Source organism: Blautia segnis (assembly GCF_014287535.1).
Lineage (GTDB): Bacteria > Bacillota > Clostridia > Lachnospirales > Lachnospiraceae > Blautia_A > Blautia_A acetigignens.
Genome location: NZ_JACOOT010000006.1, coordinates 57,708 through 75,477, shown reverse-complemented (window position 1 = coordinate 75,477; position 17,770 = coordinate 57,708). Strand labels below are relative to the sequence as shown.

12 protein-coding genes are annotated in these 17,770 nt (G+C 46.0%); 7 read left to right on the top strand and 5 right to left on the bottom strand.

Going from position 1 to position 17,770, the window contains the following annotated elements:
* Positions 1-104 precede the first annotated feature (104 nt).
* The 3 genes from H8S54_RS02665 to H8S54_RS02655 all read right to left on the bottom strand — a co-directional run bounded on the left by H8S54_RS02665 (position 105) and on the right by H8S54_RS02655 (position 6,024).
* A complete protein-coding gene (locus H8S54_RS02665) occupies positions 105-674 on the bottom strand; it encodes a hypothetical protein (protein WP_186900845.1) in 570 nt (189 codons plus the stop codon).
* Positions 675-698: 24 nt separating this feature from the next.
* Positions 699-5,252, bottom strand: coding sequence for an RHS repeat domain-containing protein (locus H8S54_RS02660; RefSeq protein ID WP_186900844.1), 4,554 nt, complete (start codon positions 5,250-5,252; stop codon positions 699-701).
* A gap of 82 nt (positions 5,253-5,334) precedes the next feature.
* On the bottom strand, positions 5,335-6,024 hold the full coding sequence (locus tag H8S54_RS02655) for an N-acetylmuramoyl-L-alanine amidase (protein WP_021924559.1): 690 nt from the start codon (positions 6,022-6,024) through the stop codon (positions 5,335-5,337).
* A 140-nt stretch (positions 6,025-6,164) separates the two neighbouring features.
* Here H8S54_RS02655 and H8S54_RS02650 point away from each other — a divergent pair, with 140 nt between their 5' ends.
* The gene (locus tag H8S54_RS02650) at positions 6,165-6,668 is read left to right on the top strand and encodes a sigma-70 family RNA polymerase sigma factor (protein ID WP_186900843.1); all 504 of its coding nucleotides are present in this window, start codon (positions 6,165-6,167) and stop codon (positions 6,666-6,668) included.
* 607 nt (positions 6,669-7,275) lie between these two features.
* Here H8S54_RS02650 and H8S54_RS02645 read toward each other — a convergent pair.
* The gene (locus H8S54_RS02645; RefSeq protein ID WP_243000242.1) at positions 7,276-8,001 is read right to left on the bottom strand and encodes a C40 family peptidase; all 726 of its coding nucleotides are present in this window, start codon (positions 7,999-8,001) and stop codon (positions 7,276-7,278) included.
* A gap of 370 nt (positions 8,002-8,371) precedes the next feature.
* Between H8S54_RS02645 and H8S54_RS02640 the strand changes: the two genes are divergently transcribed.
* The 5 genes from H8S54_RS02640 to H8S54_RS02620 all read left to right on the top strand — a co-directional run bounded on the left by H8S54_RS02640 (position 8,372) and on the right by H8S54_RS02620 (position 15,364).
* Positions 8,372-10,198, top strand: coding sequence for a DUF885 domain-containing protein (locus H8S54_RS02640; RefSeq protein WP_186900842.1), 1,827 nt, complete (start codon positions 8,372-8,374; stop codon positions 10,196-10,198).
* 156 nt (positions 10,199-10,354) lie between these two features.
* Positions 10,355-11,821, top strand: coding sequence for a CapA family protein (locus H8S54_RS02635; protein ID WP_021924555.1), 1,467 nt, complete (start codon positions 10,355-10,357; stop codon positions 11,819-11,821).
* A 198-nt stretch (positions 11,822-12,019) separates the two neighbouring features.
* Positions 12,020-13,366: an SPFH domain-containing protein gene (locus tag H8S54_RS02630; protein WP_186900841.1), complete on the top strand. Its 1,347-nt coding sequence runs from the start codon at positions 12,020-12,022 to the stop codon at positions 13,364-13,366.
* Between the two features lie 89 nt (positions 13,367-13,455).
* Positions 13,456-14,541 carry a hypothetical protein gene (locus H8S54_RS02625; RefSeq protein WP_021924553.1) on the top strand — a complete coding sequence of 362 codons (1,086 nt, stop codon included), beginning with the start codon at positions 13,456-13,458 and terminating at the stop codon, positions 14,539-14,541.
* Between the two features lie 13 nt (positions 14,542-14,554).
* Positions 14,555-15,364 (top strand): TPM domain-containing protein, encoded by an 810-nt coding sequence (locus H8S54_RS02620; RefSeq protein ID WP_021924552.1) that lies wholly within the window; start codon positions 14,555-14,557, stop codon positions 15,362-15,364.
* 138 nt (positions 15,365-15,502) lie between these two features.
* Here the strand turns inward: H8S54_RS02620 and H8S54_RS02615 are convergent, their stop codons facing one another.
* Positions 15,503-16,858, bottom strand: coding sequence for a uracil-xanthine permease family protein (locus H8S54_RS02615; protein ID WP_021924551.1), 1,356 nt, complete (start codon positions 16,856-16,858; stop codon positions 15,503-15,505).
* A 225-nt stretch (positions 16,859-17,083) separates the two neighbouring features.
* Here H8S54_RS02615 and upp point away from each other — a divergent pair, with 225 nt between their 5' ends.
* Entirely contained in the window at positions 17,084-17,713 is a 630-nt protein-coding gene (upp, locus tag H8S54_RS02610) for a uracil phosphoribosyltransferase (RefSeq protein ID WP_117853043.1), read from the top strand.
* Positions 17,714-17,770 lie beyond the last annotated feature (57 nt).

Below are 17,770 nucleotides of genomic sequence, written 5' to 3'. Positions count from 1 at the left end.
TTCAAAAAAGAGTACAAAAAGGGAATGGTTAGTCGAAAATACCAACCATCCCCTGTGGTTTTGATTTACACTAGCTTGGAAGTATACATTCTAAATTTTACATATCACCGCTTTCTTTTTTTGCTTTCTTCATAAAGCCTTTTACGTTCTTCTCGCATTTTAGTTTTTTCTTCCAGTATACGCTCATGTTCTTTTCTTTGCGCAAAATCTCTGTCAATGGTAACATTCACGTCCCATTCTTTCAATTGATTCATAATTTGTTCTTTCTCTTTTTCATCATTAAAAATAATAAAAAACTGATTAAAAATATTCCAAGAAAGATAAATCTTCTCGATTGTCATTTCTTTGCCTTTTGGAGTCAATGCTTTATTAGAGAAAAAAATTCCTTCCCAGCCTTCCTCCCTTACTACCTCTCCATAACTAATCACTTCAAGTTCTTTCCATTTAAAATTCCTTTTTGCTCCAAACCAAGATACAATGCACCCTTCCTGATTTAGTTCTACTATTCTAAAATGTGGCAATATAAAGAAGATCATTAAACCAAATAAAAAAATAAGACAAAATATTATCCAAGGATTTTTCAAACTGATTGGAGGATATGCAAATGTCGCTATTATCAAAGGAATTAGTACAACTCCATCTACAAGAAATGGTTTTTTTGATAAAATTTTCATTCATACCTCCAATCCGAATTACTTCTATACAGAATATGCATTAGAAGGTCTATAAATTTTTTTAGGCCTTTTTTTCAAAACTCCAGCGGAAGTTTTCCAAATGTTATAATTAACAGAAGTACCAGTTCTTCCATTAAAATACCGTCCTTGTCCTATCTTTTTTTCCCAATAAACTTGTTTTTCCTGTATCTCATTTTGTGATACAGAATTAGAAACTCCAAGGGACACGCTGGCTGCAATCGAGCTTGCTCCAACTCCATAAGTTGCTCCCCACGCAATAGCTATAGACTTTTCACAAAACTCGGAAGCATCTGCAAATCCAGTTAAATTACTTATAAATACTGTAGTCAGGAAAGCTGTACTAGCATTACCCACAGTAGCTAACACTGAGTCCCCTCTCTTATAACTGTATAAACCTGCATAAACAGCACTAATAACGCCCCCGCCAATGGCACCTACTATTTTCAAAACAGCTAGTTTCTTTACGCTTCCCAAACCGCCAGCCACAGCACCAGCAAAGCCAGCAACAATCATATCTGTAACAGTATATTCCTGCCCTGTTACAGCAGCAGCTACTCCTCCCGCCAAAACATTCATAGCGGCTCCAATTACAGCTCCAACTACAATATTCCAGCATTGTCCATCGCCATCAACTCTCGTGATCGGGTTATCATCACAGTATGCATACAGGTTCTTCTCACCCAGCATATCGAGATTGTCCCTTAAAACCTGTGTGTCATCCGCGCTGATGAATCTGCGTATTGCAGGATCGTAGTAACGGCTGCGGCAGTAATACAGGCCGGTCTCCACATCATAATAATATCCCTTATAACGGAACGGGTTTCTTGCTCCCACCTTATCTTTTAAGGTTCCTTCAATCTTAACTACCTGTCCCCAGCTGTCATAGGTATATCTTACAACGACCTTTCCATCCTTGTCAAGAAGACCGATGATGTCATTCTGGGCATTTCTAAGGTACATATAGATCTCGCTCTCATAGGTCAGCGCGATCACGTTTCCGGAGGAATCATAACGGTACCAGAGCGTTTTCTCACTTCCTGTCCTCTCTGAGACAAGCAGGTCACCAGCATAGCGCATCTGGGTGACAGCACCGTCCACGACTTTCCTGATCCGGTGTCCGGCATGGTCATAGGAATACTGGATGTTCTTTCCGCCAGATACTGCAGCAAGGGCATTTCCTAATGTCCAGGTATACCTGGTGCTTCCCTTTGTGATCATGTTTCCGGATGCGTCATAAGTCATTGCAACGCCGTTCCATTTGACCAGCTTATCCTTCCATACAGGATCAAAGGTTCCTGTTTTTGTCACAGAAGCGGAAGCTGGAAGGGTTCCTGATGCATAGGCATATTCCTTTTCACTGACCAGGTTTCCTCCAATATCGTAAGCATAGGTGACTGTTTTGTTCAGGATCTGATTGTTCTCACGGATCAGACGGTTCAGTTCGTCATACTGGTAAGTCACGGTTTTGGTCGTTCCACCGGATGCATTGGTATCGCTTACCTGATACTGGGTGATGTTCCCGTTCTGGTCATAGGTATAGCCGTAATTGCTGCCTCCGACCTGCATGGAAGACGGCAGGCCGTTTTCCCTGGTACCGCTGCCGCTGTATTCGTAGATCACACCGCTGATGGCTGCAGGGGTATGCCACAGCTGGTTTGCAATACGCCCCAGCGGATCATACTCTGTTGTCCGGTAATAATTCTTGGATGCAGACGCGGTGATCTCCCGTCCGTCCTTATCGTAGCTGTAGGTGGTGGCAATTCCATAAACTCCTGCCCCATGGTACATACGAGTCATATTATTATTGACATCATACGTATATTCATAGTAATTGTCCGCGTTATCCCTTGCACGCATCAGGCGGTCCAGGAAATCATAATCAAACTCATAGCTCTTTCCGGTCATATGATTGGTCACTTTTGCAAGGTTTCCACTCCGGTCATACACGTATTCATTCAGCTTCTGCTCGCTGCCGGAAGCCGGCTTGTAATAGCTCAGGAGCACACGGTCCTGTCCATCATAGGTAAAACGGACATAATCACCGTTTGCATAAGTGGTCTTCAGCAGGTTTCCATTGGCGGCTTCGTATTCATACCCGATGATCTGTTTTCCTGCTGCGGATTCTCCTGTAAGGTTTCCGAATGCATCATACGCAAAACCATAACGGAACCCATTGTGGCTGATCCCAGTAAGCCTGTCCTTTGTATAGGTATATGTATTTTTAACCGTACTTTTGGTTCCGTTCTGGGTCACATCATGGGAGACAGAAGTACACTCCGCTTTTAAGGAACGGTTCCCAACCATGCAGTACTTTGTATCTGTATTTACAGATGTGGTTCCCGTGCCTTCGGCATATACCTTTGGTGTCCAGCCGATGGTCTTCGCCTGGATGATCGGGTCCTTGAGGAGCTGGACGATGTTGGACTGAAGCTTTGTGGCATTTTCAAGGCGGTTCACATGTTTTCCATCCTTCGTGTATTTTCCGCTGGCAGCATGCCCGAACCCGTCATGGATATGGAGCAGGTTACAGCTGTTATCAAAGCGGTAGATCTCACTGCGGCCTTTGGAATCCGTAAATTTGGTACTGTTGTATCCGTAAGTCAGTGTAAGTGTATTTCCCGCTGTAGTCCCGCCATACTCTGCAATGCTTTTTACCCTGTATGGGGCAGTTCCATAATATCCATATTTCAACTGGTAGCCGTCTGCGTTTACCACAGAGCTTAAATTGCCATTGGAAGCAAACGTATATTTTATTACGGTTCCATCCATATCCGTAACAGAAGTCAGCATATGTGAGGTGTATGCAAATTCGATGGTCTGTCCGGATGGCATCGTGATCTGGCTAAGGTCTGTGGCTGTCCCGTTTGCGTCTTTCAGATAGGTAAAACTGGTAGCCCTTCCGGCCCCGTCCGTGATCTTTGCAATACGGCTATTGCTGTAGGTGATGGCAAGTGTATTGCTGTTTTTATCCCGCACCTTGATCAGATAACCATTGCTGTCAAATACCAGCAGGTTATCCTCTTTGTCCCGGATCACATAGGGTTCCGCAGTACCGGAGTTTACGGTGAGGGTAAATTCCAGTCCAAATTCATCCTTCCAGGTCTTCTTGCTGCTGTCATAATAGAAGTAATGGACTGTGCCGTCCCCGTCTACATGCTGGTAATAATCCGTTCCTGCAATCGTTACCTTTTTTAAGGTCTGGTGGTAGTTCAGACGGAATCCCAGCCCGTATCCAAGATTTTCCTTACGGTTATTGGAATTGTATACGTGCTTCAGGGAAACCGGCATGAGGCTTCCGCCCATTGCGAAATCCGTACGCTCAAGGATCAGGTTTCCATTGAAGTCATTGACATGCACGGTGCCCGCCCTTCCGGCGTCCTGGCTGTGATAGTTCCAGAAATCTTCCAGACCGGAATAATTTGCATATGTAATATCAATGCGCGGACGCATGTCCTGATAGCCGCTGTCACAGTCAGAAGAAAGAAAACTTGTATACCCTGAAAGCTCATAATCGTCCTTGAACATCAGGCCGAAATTCTTCCCATTCTGGTACCAGTCTTTTACAAGCCTTGTGATATCCAGGGTTATGTATTTCTGTTTGTCTGCTGTATATCTGCAGGAATCCTGGACGGTCTCCTCATAAACAGGTTTATTGTACCAGTTGATCGTGGAAGAATCCCAGTCCTGCATAACACGGTGCACATTAACTGTCCTCTCTTTTCCGTCTGCTGTCAGGGATACCAGCACCAGTCTTGCGTTCAGCACCATGTCACCGGTGCTGATCTCTGGCAGTACAAATTTCACAAAGCTTCTCTGGATATTGTCCCCGCCCATTGTTTTCAGAAAGATATTTGTCTGGAAGTTGTCTTCTTCATGCAGGGAATCCACATGGGCATCCATAATATCTTTTGCTTTTTTGGATGTGGTCGTCACCGGATCCAGGACAACGGGGAAACAGCGTTCCGGCGCATCCAGCCACTTTTCATCTGCCTCAAAAGAAATTTTACAGTGTGCATCATCTTCCTGGATAAAAAGGAGACGGATCTCATCAGAGCGGCTGCCTGCTGCATCCTGCATGTATGGGGCACACACAGTAAATACCTCATCCCCTTTTTCATTTAAGAATGCCACATAGTCCCCATCCTGTACCGCTTTTAATCCTTTCATATGGTACAGATAAGTAAAAGATCTGGCTGCACGGGCTGATTTCAGGATAAAGTCTTCCTTGACTTTCTCTCCCAGCGTCTGGCATCTCATATCCACATCTTCAAAAATTTCCGGATACAGGGTCCCGGCTTCTGCCTTTTTCCCAACAGTGTGGGCTGCACCCTGCACACCCCATGAAAGCATACAGCCGTCTTTTGATAAAGAGACCAGAGCCCTGTCATCCCCATGACCAGCCAGACAGCATTCCAGTGCCTCTTTTTCTTTCCATCTGCCGTCTGCATCTTCATAATGCACAGCTTCCAGAAAGATCTCTCTGGTAAAAGAATGATCCTGGTTTTCATACAGCTTTGAATTTTCCGTACGTTTTTCTACTACTTCTTTTCGCTTCATTGTTTTCCTCCTGTATTTTTTATTTTGCGTAAGCACTTACATTTATATAAAAAGACAGTATCCTTCTGTCTGGAAACTGCTTTTAAATTTTTTTTGCATATTCCAGGCAGATCCATCCGGCACCGGATAAAAGCCTGCCCCAGTTCCCGTTTTCGATCTGGACAATGGTGTAGACACCCCTGTCCTCGATCACTCCCGTAATATCATTTTCAGTTCCCGGACCTGAGCGGATGTTCAATGCATCTGCTGTTACTTTATACAGCCCCTGTCCTAATGCAGCATTGTCCGGGACACCGATCTCCTGCTGCAGCCGCTTCCATGCATTTTTCTTTCGGATCTGTGACGGGCAGTTTTTCAGGCATACATCATAATGCTGTACTACATGTTCCGGGGAAATCCCCGTCATACGCAGCAGGGTTTTGAGCAGTTCCACCGTGTTTTCAAATGCTTTTTCAAAATCGTAGCCCTTTTGTACACACATCTCCACGCCAATGGAATTCCGGTTGTTGACTGTCCCAAACAGCTTTCCCCCGTAATTAACCCCGACATGCCAGCAGCCCCTCTGAAGTTCTGCTGTCTGGTATGCAATCCCTTTATCATCCGTATAAAAGTGGACCGATGTGCCAGACAGGTTGCCGTGAAACTGCGCATAGGCGTGCGCCCTGGCATCTGCCCCTTCTGAAAAATTATCCGTATTGTGCACAACAATGTATCCTGGATTATTTGTCCTGTAAGTATTATGATCTGATAGATAAGATGTGTTGATTTCCATACTTTCTTTTCCTTTCAAACAGTTATTTATAAGTGCTTACTTCTATAAAAAATCCCTGAAAAAATTTTTAGAAACTAAGTTTGACATTTTTGTTTCCATTTAATCCAATTTTTCTTTTTTTAAGGAAAAGGAGGGTTTTTATGGAGAATCATTTATGCGTTTTATTACGTGAAGCAAAGTACGATCCCAAGAAAATGGAACAGCTGATTTCTTTATTTTCACCTCTGATCAAAAAATACGCCGGGAAGCTGTTTTATATGGATGCAGAGGACGCGGAGCAGGAAATGAAGCTGGCATTTCTTATCGCGGTACATAGTATGAGCTATTACAATAGTGAAGTTGAATGTGTTTCCTATATCCGAAATGGCCTTTACCGTAGGTTTTGTGCTTTATGCAGGGGAAATTACCAAAACAGCGAAGAAGCAACAGAGGATGCCAAACTATGTGAATATGGATTTACAAAAAAATATGATGATGTTGAAACATTATTTGATTACGAAATGCTTTTAACAAACAAGCCGATTGTTTATTCCCGGATTTTCAGGCTCCTGCTGGCTGGGTATTCGGATAAGGAAATCGGGGAGATTCTGCATTGCTCGAAGCAATATGTGAACAGGATTAAAAAAAAGATAAAAGCATTTTAACGAAGCGCACATTTTTTTATTTAGTTGTCTCACCACTATAAACTGTGAAGAGGCAGTCGGACTCATTTGAATACTGCCTCTCTCACCGTGTTCTTTTTGTCAGATAATTTTCCTCTTACGCCCTGAATTGTGATATTTCCCGTGAATATTCAATAATATTTTGATTTCAAAAAAGTCAATACATTTTTCCCGATTTTTGTCGAAAAATCAATTTTCATAACAATAACCAAAACATTTGTTTCTCTCCTCATTATGTAAATCAACTCATCCACATGCTTTTCCATGTGGATAATGTGGATAACTTTGTGTATAACTTGATTTTTCAACGTTTTTCCAGATTTCAAAAAGTGGAAAACTTTTCCCACACAAATTCACCTATCCACATTTCAAAAAAGAATTTGTGCAATCTGCTAATTTCAACATATTTCGACACTCAACCCTTAAAAATATCGTATTTACAATATCCGGCAAAATACAGACAAATCCCACTTCCACACACATTTTTCCCCTGTAATTGTATGATAAAAAAAGGACCAGGAAATTCATCCCAGTCCTATAAGCGTATTTATTTAAACAGGCTCTGCCCAAAAGCAATGCCCCTATCTTTTTATTCCCCATAAAATCCGTCTGATTCAATATAAGTTCCCACACCAACGGGAGTTTCATAATCATAATTGGAAATCTTTATTCCGGACGCGGATGTGCTGGCGTGGATGATCTGTCCATCACCGATGTACAGCGCTACATGGCTGATTCCGCTTCCATAGAATACCAGGTCTCCCGGCTCCAGATCCGCTACTGACTTCTGAACAGACTGATAATACTGGTCTGCTGCCACCCTTGGTAAAGAATATCCAAACTGTGCAAACACAGACATTACAAATCCGGAGCAATCCGCACCGTTTGTCAGGCTTGTCCCGCCATAAACATAAGGATTTCCCTCGAACTGCAGGGCGAAATCCACAATCTGCGCTCTCAGTTCTTCCTCTGTTGGTCCACTCTGTGCCTCTTCCTCAGTTTCTGAGTTATCCACACTCTCCTCAGCAGAAACATCTGTATCCACATTTTCCGAGCTTACCTCTGCACCTGTATCAGCACTTACAGCAGTACCGCTCTCAACAGTTTGCTCCGCATTCTCGGAATCCACACTTTCAGCAGTCAGCTCTGCACTCTCGTCAGCATCCGCTTCCATTGCTGCCACAAATTCCTCTCCTGCCTTTTCCACCGCTTTCTTTGTTGCGGCAAATACCGCCTGCGGAAAAATCACCTGGGAACATACCGTTACACATATGGCCACGCCGCACAGAATTTTCTTCATTTTATTTTTTAACATCCATTCACCTCTCGAAATTAATACCCCACATTGACTGGGTTCCTTTTCTGTATACCGCGTTATCATCTGCTGCCGCAGCACACTGCGGCGCATTCCCGCGATAATTGTTACATTTTTATTAAGTCTACGTAACAGGTGTGTATAATATCACACAAAATTTTCCCCGTCAATTTTCACGCCAGCCGCATCGCCCTCCCCATTTCGTGAAATCTTCCAATCATTTTCCCCTCACCCTCTTTTAATTTGGCAAATCCCACCATCCTGGACACACAATCCTCACACCTACACCCCCATGGGACCAAATAAAATGCATACTTTACCGAAAATCTCAATAATATAGTAAAAATCTCTCTGGCAGGGAGGATTCCCCATGCTTTCCACCCTCAAAAAACAAGTCCATTCCAGGCAGAAAGCCCTTATCATTGCGGCTCTTTCCCTCATATTTTCCGCCTGTATCGCCCTTCCCTGGCTCTTTCGCCATGCTATATCCGAAAATGCCCGCTTCGAGAACTTCGCCGAATCCCTTTTCGAAAAAGAAGTTTCCGGGAATGTCCTGAACCTTCACTATTCCCTGGCAAATCCGGAAAAGCAGGGCATTTCCCGCCCCAGAGCCTCCCTTGGCACCCTCGCCACCGACAACTCCAACGCCATTCGCCAATATGAACAATACGAAGCAAAACTAAAGACCTTTTCCCCCGCCAAGCTTTCCCAGACCAACCGCCTGACCCTTGACATGCTCCTGCTCTACTACCACACCCAAGCCTCTCTTGGGGAACATTATCTTCTGGAGGAGCCCCTTGGCCCCAGCCTTGGCATTCAGGCCCAGCTTCCCGTCCTCCTGGCAGAATATAACTTCTATAATAATCAGGATATCACCGACTACCTGAATCTGCTCACCACCACAGGGGATTATTTCCAGAGCATTCTCGCCTTCGAGCGGGCAAAATCCGATACTGGATTTTTCATGAGTGACGAAACCCTTGACCGAATCCAGACGCAATGCCGCTCCTTCATCCAAGATCCAGACTCCAATTACATGCTTGAAATTTTTTCCCAGAAACTAAAAGACTACGGAAAGCTTTCCGAAAAAGACCAGAAACAGCTGAACCAGGCACACCGCCAGATTCTCAAAGAAAAAGTCCTTCCCGCCTATCAGAAACTGATAGAAGGCCTGGAGCAGCTGCGCGGAACCGGAAAAAACTCTGGAGGCCTGTCCAATTTTTCCGGTGGAAAAGAATACTACCAATATCTCCTGCAAAGCAAAGTAGGCATCTATCTCCCTGTAAAACAGCTGGAGCAGCGTCTTACCCAGCAACTTTCCGCAGACTCCAGGGAAATTTCCCTTCTATTAAAAAAATATCCGGATCTGTTTTCCCAGCAAAGCCAGAATACAGACCTGCCTGCTATGGAACCCGAAACCATCGTAAATCTCCTTCAGGAAAAAATCCGACAGGATTTCCCGGAAACACCGGCTGTCGGCTTTGAAATCCGCACGGTACATAAATCTATGGAGGAATTTCTCAGCCCGGCTTTTTATTTGACACCGCCTATGGACACAGGCTCCCCGAACGTCATTTATATCAACAACGGCCGTTCTATCAGCAATCTGGAGCTTTTCACCACGCTGGCCCACGAAGGCTTTCCGGGGCATCTTTACCAGACTGTATATTTTGCCCGCCAGAATCCGGCGCACATCCGCTATCTTATTGACTCCGGCGGATACGTGGAGGGCTGGGCAACCTATGTGGAAAGTTACGCCTACGATTACGCCGCCCAGTATCTTTCCCGGGAAAATACGACGCAGGAATCCCAGAGGCAAGCTGCATCCGAAGCAATCCCCTCTGCTGCCCTTACTCGCGCCGCATGGCTGAACCGAAGCGTAAACCTGTGCATCTATTCCCTTCTGGACATTGGAATCCACTACCGTGGCTGGACTCCCTCGCAGGCAGCCCGCTTCCTGAATGCTTTCGGCATCCGGGATGCCTCCGCGATTTCGGAAATTTACCGATACATTGTGGAAACGCCCGCTAATTACCTGAAATACTACGTGGGATACCTGAATTTCCTGGATCTGAAAGAAGAGCAGCAAACGCTTCTTGGCGAAGATTTTGACCTGAAAGCATTTCACCAGCAGATTCTCGCCATTGGCCCGGTACAATTCCCGGTTCTAAAAAAATATATCAACCAGGCACTTTAGAGCGTGTTTGAAATAATCTTGCTGGTACACGAACTGTCAAACGCAAAGTCCTGTAACAATTTTTTAAAATTTTATGGAATACCTTCTTTCTTTAAGCATAATAGTTTGTTATAATAAACTCAAACTTTACAATTAATCATTCAAAGGACAGAAATTATGAAAAAAAGAGACGATCTTCCATTAAATTATAAAGAACGGCTGAATTCCAGGACCAGCTTCCTGGTGTCAGCAGCGGTTCTGGTTGTCCTGTGCCTGATTTTTAATCAGATGGACTACGCCATGATCCGTCAGCCCGCAGCCCAGGCGAAAAAAGCGGCAGAAGCCCAGAAACAAAAGGAAAAGGAAAACACAGTCGCTGCAGCGGAAACCACCACTGCCACAGTACTTGCAGTAGGCGACAACCTGGTTCAGCCAAGCCTTCTTTCCTCCGGCCAGTCCGAAAGCGGTGCCTGGAACTATGACAGCGTTTATGACAATCTCCGCTCAGACATACAGGCGGCAGATATTGCCATTGTCAATCAGGAAACACCATTTACCGCAAACCATGATGCCGTCAGCGGCACTGCCCCATATGCAACCCCAACCGAGATTGGCGACGCACTTGTAAATGCAGGCTTTAATGTGGTTACCTCTGCGACTGCACTGATCGATGACAATGGAACTTCCATGTTAGATGAAACCCTGAATTACTGGAATACCCTGCAGCCGGATGTCACCCTTGTAGGAATCCACGACAGTCAGACCAGTTCCGCGCCAAAGATTGTGGAGATAAACGGAATCAAGATTGCTTTCCTGGACTACACGTTCCCATCCTACAGCAGTCAGTCCGATTCCAGTCAGGACTCTGAAGAAGACACAGAAGGTACCGACACTGCATCCGCAGATTCCAGCACCGCTTCTTCCGGTTCTATGATAGATACCTTTAACACCACAGCCGTGGCAGCTGCCATCCAGACAGCCCGTGCATCTGCAGACTGCGTGATTTTCTCTGCAAACTGGGGCAAGACAGAAGAACCAATGCCTACCGAATATGAAAAAGAATGGGCGAACTTCCTGATGGAGCAGGGCGTAGATGTGGTAATCGGCACCAACCCTAACGTGCTTCAGCCATACGGATATCTTACCGATGACGCCGGACACAACATGCTGATCTACTACTCCCTGGGCAACTTTGTTACCGGACAGGAAACTTTGAAGCAGCTCCTTGGAGGCATGGCTACCTTTACCATCCAGAAAACTGTAGAAGGCGACCAGACCACCATTGAAATCCAGGATGCTGCCCTGACACCGCTGGTTATGCATTACAGCTATGACAATAAGGAATACCGACCATACAAGCTTTCCGAATACACAGACGCCCTGGCATCTGCTCACAGTGTCCGGGAATCCATCGGAGATGAATTTACCCTTGAGAACCTTCAGACCAAATATGACGAGATCATGTCCATGAACGTGACCCCATCCACCAAGACTACCCTTCTGGATGTCACCTTTGATTCTGACGGCAACATGTATGACGCTTCCGGCAACTATGTGGAGGATACCGATTCCATCACTTCCTCCCAATATTATCAGAACCTGAGCAGTTCTGGCGACAGCTCAGAAGATTCTTCCGAAGAATAAAAAATACCTAATATTAGTATTTCAAATGCAAAAAATCTACAGTACTATGCTTATAGGCTGTAGATTTTTTTCTTTTTCCGTCTTATTATCACGAAAACCTGTCATTTTTCACATGTCGCTTGTATTTTCTGACAAAATCATATAAACTCTAAGCAAGAATATAGCCAGACCATATCAAAAAAGAAAGGGGTTACTATTATGGGACTTATTAAAGCAGCTCTTGGAGCAGCAGGCGGTACACTTGCAGATCAGTGGAAAGAGTTTTTCTACTGCGATGCCATCGACAATGACGTTCTGGCAGTGAAAGGCCAGAAACGCACCTCCAAACGCTCCTCCAACACCAGAGGAAACGACAACATCATCACCAGCGGCTCCGGAATCGCAGTTGCAGACGGACAGTGCATGATGATCGTAGAACAGGGCAAGATCGTGGATATCTGCGCAGAGCCTGGCGAATATACCTACGATGCATCCACAGAGCCCAGCATTTTTTCCGGCAATCTGGGCGATGCCATTATGAATACCTTCCACACCATCGGCAAACGTTTTGCCTACGGCGGTGACACAGGCAAAGACCAGCGCGTTTATTATTTCAATACCAAAGAACTGGTGGACAATAAATTCGGCACACCGAATCCGATTCCATTCCGCGTGGTAGATCAAAATATCGGTTTGGATATTGATGTATCCGTGCGCTGCAGCGGCGTTTATTCTTATCGCATTGCAGACCCGCTTCTCTTCTATTCCAATGTTTGCGGAAACTTCGAGCAGCAGTATGACAGAGAGCAGATCGAAAGCCAGCTGAAAACAGAGTTTATCTCCGCTCTTCAGCCAGCATTTGCAAGCATCTCCCAGCAGGGAATCCGTCCAAGCGCCCTTCCTGCCCATGCAATGGAGCTTTGTGATGCCATGAACCAGGCCCTTACCCAGAAATGGAGCCAGCTTCGCGGACTTGTGATCGTCTCTGTTGCCATGAACCCGATCACGCTTCCTGAAGAAGATGCCAAGATGATCAAAGACGCACAGCGTATGGCAATGCTGCGCAATCCTGCTATGGCTGCTGCCACACTTGCAGGCGCCCAGGCAGACGCTATGAAAACAGCAGCAGGCAATTCTGCAGGCGCTATGACCGGATTTATGGGAATGAATATGGCAAATATGGCAGGCGGCTTCAATGCCCAGGATCTCTATAACATGGGACAGCAGCAGGCAGCCCAGGCACAGCAGGCGGCTCCTCAGAGTACTCCATCTGCCCAGCCTTCCGGTGATCAGTGGAAGTGCTCCTGCGGTGCTGTTGTTTCCGGCAACTTCTGCCCGGAGTGCGGCGCTAAGAAGCCTCAGGCTCCTGTAGCAAATGCAAGCTGGACCTGTTCCTGCGGTGCTGTCAATACAGGCAAATTCTGCACCAACTGCGGTTCTCCAAAGCCTGCTATGAAGCCGCGCTACCGCTGTGACAAGTGCGGATGGGAACCGGCAGATCTCACCAATCCGCCGAAATTCTGCCCGAACTGCGGCGACCCGTTTAATGAGAACGACATTCAGTAACTGACCATATATGTCCCGTAAAAAGATGGGATACTCCCCAGACTCTTTTACGGGACTGATCCTATTTTTATCCGAGAGGAGATGAAATATTGTCCGATATCCTTGAATATAAATGCCCTTGCTGCGGCGGAGCCATTGAGTTCAACAGCAAGCTTCAGAAGATGAAATGCCCTTACTGCGACACCGAATTCGACATGGAAACCGTTAAGGAATTTAATGAAGCTGCCGCCAGCCAGCAGGCCGATGACATGACCTGGGAAAATGCTTCCGGCACAGACTGGAAGGAAAACGAAACTGACAAAATGTCCGTCTACGTATGCCAGTCCTGCGGCGGTGAGATCGTTGCGGACGAAAGCACAGGCGCTTCCAGCTGCCCGTTTTGCGGCAACCCGGTAGTAATATCCGGTAAATTCTCCGGTGATCTGCGTCCAGACTTTATCATTCCCTTTAAGCTGGACAAAAAGGCTGCCAAAGAAGGCCTGAACAAGCACCTTCACGGCAAGATTCTTCTTCCCAAGGTTTTCAAAAAAGAGAACCATATTGACGAGATCAAAGGCGTCTACGTGCCATTCTGGCTTTTTGACACAGACGCCACTGCAGATATCCGCTATCATGCCACCCGCACCCGTTTCTGGAGCGATGATGAGTATGACTATACGGAAACCAGCCACTACTCTGTTTTCCGCGCCGGAAATATCGGTTTCGACCAGATTCCTGTAGACGGCTCTTCCAAGATTGACAATGACCTTACAGAATCTCTGGAACCTTATGTAATTTCAGAAGCTGTAGATTTCCAGACACCTTACCTGGCAGGCTACGTTGCTGACAAGTACGATGTCTCCGCAGAAGAATCTGTAGAGCGTGCCAACCAGCGTGTGCGAAGAGCTGCGGAAGACGCTTTTCGCTCTACAGTAAACGGATATGACACCGTCACACCGGAAGATTCCCATATCCAGCTTCACGGGGGCAAAACCCACTACGCCTTGTTTCCTGTGTGGCTGCTTTCCACCACCTGGAAAGGAAATCATTATCTGTTCGGAATGAACGGCCAGACTGGCAAATTCGTTGGAAACCTACCTGTAGACAAAAGTATTTTTACCAAATGGCTCCTTGGTCTGACTGCTGGTTTTTCTGTAGCCGCCTATGTGATCGCATGGCTGGTTCATACATTATAAGGAGGGATGCGCCATGAAAAAACAATCTTTTGCAGTTATGCTGGCTGCCGCCCTCAGCGTGGGAAGCCTTTTTCCTGCTGCCCTGACTGTTCAGGCAGAGACCGATGATAATTACGAATTTCTTCCCAGGGTTTATGACGCGGCCGACCTTCTTACCGATGAGGAAGAGTCCCAGCTTCTTGACAGACTGGATTCCTTAAGTGAGGAATACGATTTTGACGTTGCAGTAGCTACGGTACAGTCCACAGACGGCGTGGCCATGAACAAATTTACCGACACCTTCTATGATGACAATTATTATGGACTAGGTGATGATTACGACGGCATCCTCTTTATGGTCAGCATTGGCGACCGGGAATGGCACATTACCACTCACGGCTATGGCATGACTGTTTTCAATCAGGATGGCCTGGATTATCTGAAAGAAAAGGTTCAGCCGGAATTAAAGGACGAGGACTTTGCCGGAGCCTTTAACGAATTTGCCGACCAGTGTGAGATGTTCCTGGAACAGGCAGCCACGGAAGAGCCATATGATGCTTCTACCCTTCCCAAAGAACCATTTTCTCTTATGTGGATTCCCATCTCCATTGCCATTGGCTTTGTTCTGGCACTGCTTTGTACCATGGGAATGAGGGCTCAGCTGAAGTCCGTGCGCAGCCAGGAAAGCGCTGTAGACTATGTGCGCAGCGGCAGCATGGATGTTACACGGTCAAACGATATTTTCCTTTACAACACCGTTACCCGCACGGCCAAGCCTAAGGATGACACCTCCGACACAGGCGGTTCCGACAGCAGCCACGGCGGCACAGGAGGAAGCTTCTAAAAATACATACGCTGTGCTGGCAGAGAACAGGCTTCCCGGCCAGCACCATACAAAAATCCTCCGCAAAAGTCCGATCATCATCCAGACTTTTGCGGAGGCTTTATAAAATTGTTATAATTACTGCTTATGTTTCTTTAATCAGTCGTCTTCATATTCTTCTTTTTTCTTTCCGCTCTCGAATACATAATCATTTCCCGGAAGAACTGCGTTCAGAACGATTCCAACGATTGCTGCCAGTGCAAGGCCTGTCAGAGTGATGTGAGCGCCTGCAATTGTAAAGGTAAGACCATCAGAAACACCCAGTCCGCATACCAGGATAACGGCTGTGATAACCAGGTTACGGGAACGTGTCAGGTCAACCTTATTCTCAACTACATTACGTACACCGACTGCAGAGATCATTCCATAAAGGATAAAGCTGATACCGCCGATGATTGCGGACGGAAGGGAGCTGATCACCTCTGCCATCTTAGGAATGAAACTGAGGATGACTGCATAAATAGCTGCCAGACGGATTACCTTCGGATCGTATACACGGCTCAGTGCAAGAACGCTTGTGTTCTCACCGTAAGTGGTGTTGGCAGGTCCGCCGATCAGGGCTGACAGGGAGGTTGCAAGTCCGTCACCAAGAAGTGTGCGGTGAAGTCCCGGATCCTCGATGAAATTGCGGTCAACAGTTGCGGATATAGCAGAAATATCACCGATGTGCTCCATCATAGATGCAATCGCGATAGGTGCCATTGCAAGGATTGCAGTGATATTAAATTTGCAGAGGAAGAATTTCGGAACACCTACGATCGGTGCGCTTGCAACGCCTGCAAAGTTCAGGATGGCGCTTCCGTCTGCATTTGTCATGCCCAGTGCATTCATGATCAGGGCAGCTGCATAGGATACCACAATACCCATCAGAATCGGAATGATACGGAACATGCCGGTTCCCCAGATATTGAAGAAAATAACAGTTCCAAGGGCGATCAGGGCAAGTACCCAGTTCTGGGAAGCATTGCTGATCGCGGATGGTGCAAGGCTAAGTCCGATGCAGATGATGATCGGGCCGGTTACAACTGGCGGCAGATAACGCATAACACGTTTTACGCCGATAGCTTTTACAATCAGGGCAAGTACCAGGTACAGAAGACCTGCTACAAATACACCGCCGCATGCGTATGGAAGCTTCTCTCCATAGGACATGTTTGCGAAAATTCCGGTATCAAGCTCTGCAACTGTAGCAAATCCGCCAAGGAATGCAAAGGATGAACCAAGGAATGCCGGAACCTTCAGCTTGGTAAGTACGTGGAACAGAAGTGTTCCGAATCCGGCGCAGAACAGGGTTACCTGGATGGATAAGCCTTCGCCGTGAAAATAGTTGTTTACCAGGATCGGTACCAGAATGGTAGCGCCGAACATGGCAAACATGTGCTGGAGTCCCAGAATCAGCATCTGCGGAATTCCCAGCTTCTTGGCATCATAAATGCCTTCTACTCTGAACTTCATAATAAAGCTCCTCCTTTTTCAAACACGCTCTAGTATTGGTATAAGAAACGCCAATACAACTTATACTAGTATAAGGGATGCGACAAGTTTTTACAATTATTGACTTTCTGCTTAAAGTGCGGTATCATTTTACCAGTATTCCCATAGGGGAGTTTGTTATTGCATAGGGCAATGACAAAGTTTAGCACACGACGGAGGTTTTTAATCATGTCAAATTTTTCAGATATGGACAATGTTTTTATTATGGATCATCCGCTGATCCAGCATAAGATTTCTATTCTCCGCAACAAAGAGACGGGAACAAATGAATTCCGTAAGCTTATTGAAGAGATTGCAGTTCTTATGGGTTTTGAGGCACTTCGTGATCTTCCGCTTGAGGATGTAGAGGTTGAGACTCCTATTGAGACTTGCAAGACTCCCATGATTTCCGGTAAGAAGCTGGCTGTTGTTCCTGTTCTTCGTGCAGGTCTTGGTATGGTGAACGGTATTACTACTTTGGTTCCTTCTGCCAAGATCGGTCATATTGGCCTTTACCGTGATCCTGTTACTCATGAGCCTCATGAGTATTACTGCAAGCTTCCGGATCCTATCGATCAGCGTCTGATCGTTATGGTTGACCCGATGCTGGCTACTGGCGGTTCTGCTATTGCAGCTGTGAATTTCATTAAGGAACATGGCGGCAAGAGCATTAAGTGTATGTTTGTGATTGCGGCTCCTGAGGGATTGAAGAGACTTCATGAGGTTCATCCGGATGTGCAGATTTATGTTGGTCATCTGGACAGAGAGCTGAATGAGAGAGCTTATATTTGTCCGGGACTTGGTGACGCGGGAGATAGAATTTTCGGCACCAAATAAGATGTGAGATTGCAAAAGGGCTGGAAAATACGGCAAATAGATTGCCTGTTTTCCAGC

Excerpts from the sequence above, each read along its gene's own strand:
- H8S54_RS02645 (WP_243000242.1), bottom strand. The coding sequence starts at position 8,001 with ATGTTAAAAAATAAAATGAAGAAAATTCTGTGCGGCGTGGCCATATGT.
- H8S54_RS02660 (WP_186900844.1), bottom strand. The coding sequence starts at position 5,252 with ATGAAGCGAAAAGAAGTAGTAGAAAAACGTACGGAAAATTCAAAGCTG.
- upp (WP_117853043.1), top strand. The coding sequence starts at position 17,084 with ATGGACAATGTTTTTATTATGGATCATCCGCTGATCCAGCATAAGATT.
- H8S54_RS02620 (WP_021924552.1), top strand. The coding sequence starts at position 14,555 with ATGAAAAAACAATCTTTTGCAGTTATGCTGGCTGCCGCCCTCAGCGTG.
- H8S54_RS02635 (WP_021924555.1), top strand. The coding sequence starts at position 10,355 with ATGAAAAAAAGAGACGATCTTCCATTAAATTATAAAGAACGGCTGAAT.
- H8S54_RS02650 (WP_186900843.1), top strand. The coding sequence starts at position 6,165 with ATGGAGAATCATTTATGCGTTTTATTACGTGAAGCAAAGTACGATCCC.
- H8S54_RS02655 (WP_021924559.1), bottom strand. The coding sequence starts at position 6,024 with ATGGAAATCAACACATCTTATCTATCAGATCATAATACTTACAGGACA.
- H8S54_RS02640 (WP_186900842.1), top strand. The coding sequence starts at position 8,372 with ATGCTTTCCACCCTCAAAAAACAAGTCCATTCCAGGCAGAAAGCCCTT.
- H8S54_RS02615 (WP_021924551.1), bottom strand. The coding sequence starts at position 16,858 with ATGAAGTTCAGAGTAGAAGGCATTTATGATGCCAAGAAGCTGGGAATT.
- H8S54_RS02630 (WP_186900841.1), top strand. The coding sequence starts at position 12,020 with ATGGGACTTATTAAAGCAGCTCTTGGAGCAGCAGGCGGTACACTTGCA.
- H8S54_RS02665 (WP_186900845.1), bottom strand. The coding sequence starts at position 674 with ATGAAAATTTTATCAAAAAAACCATTTCTTGTAGATGGAGTTGTACTA.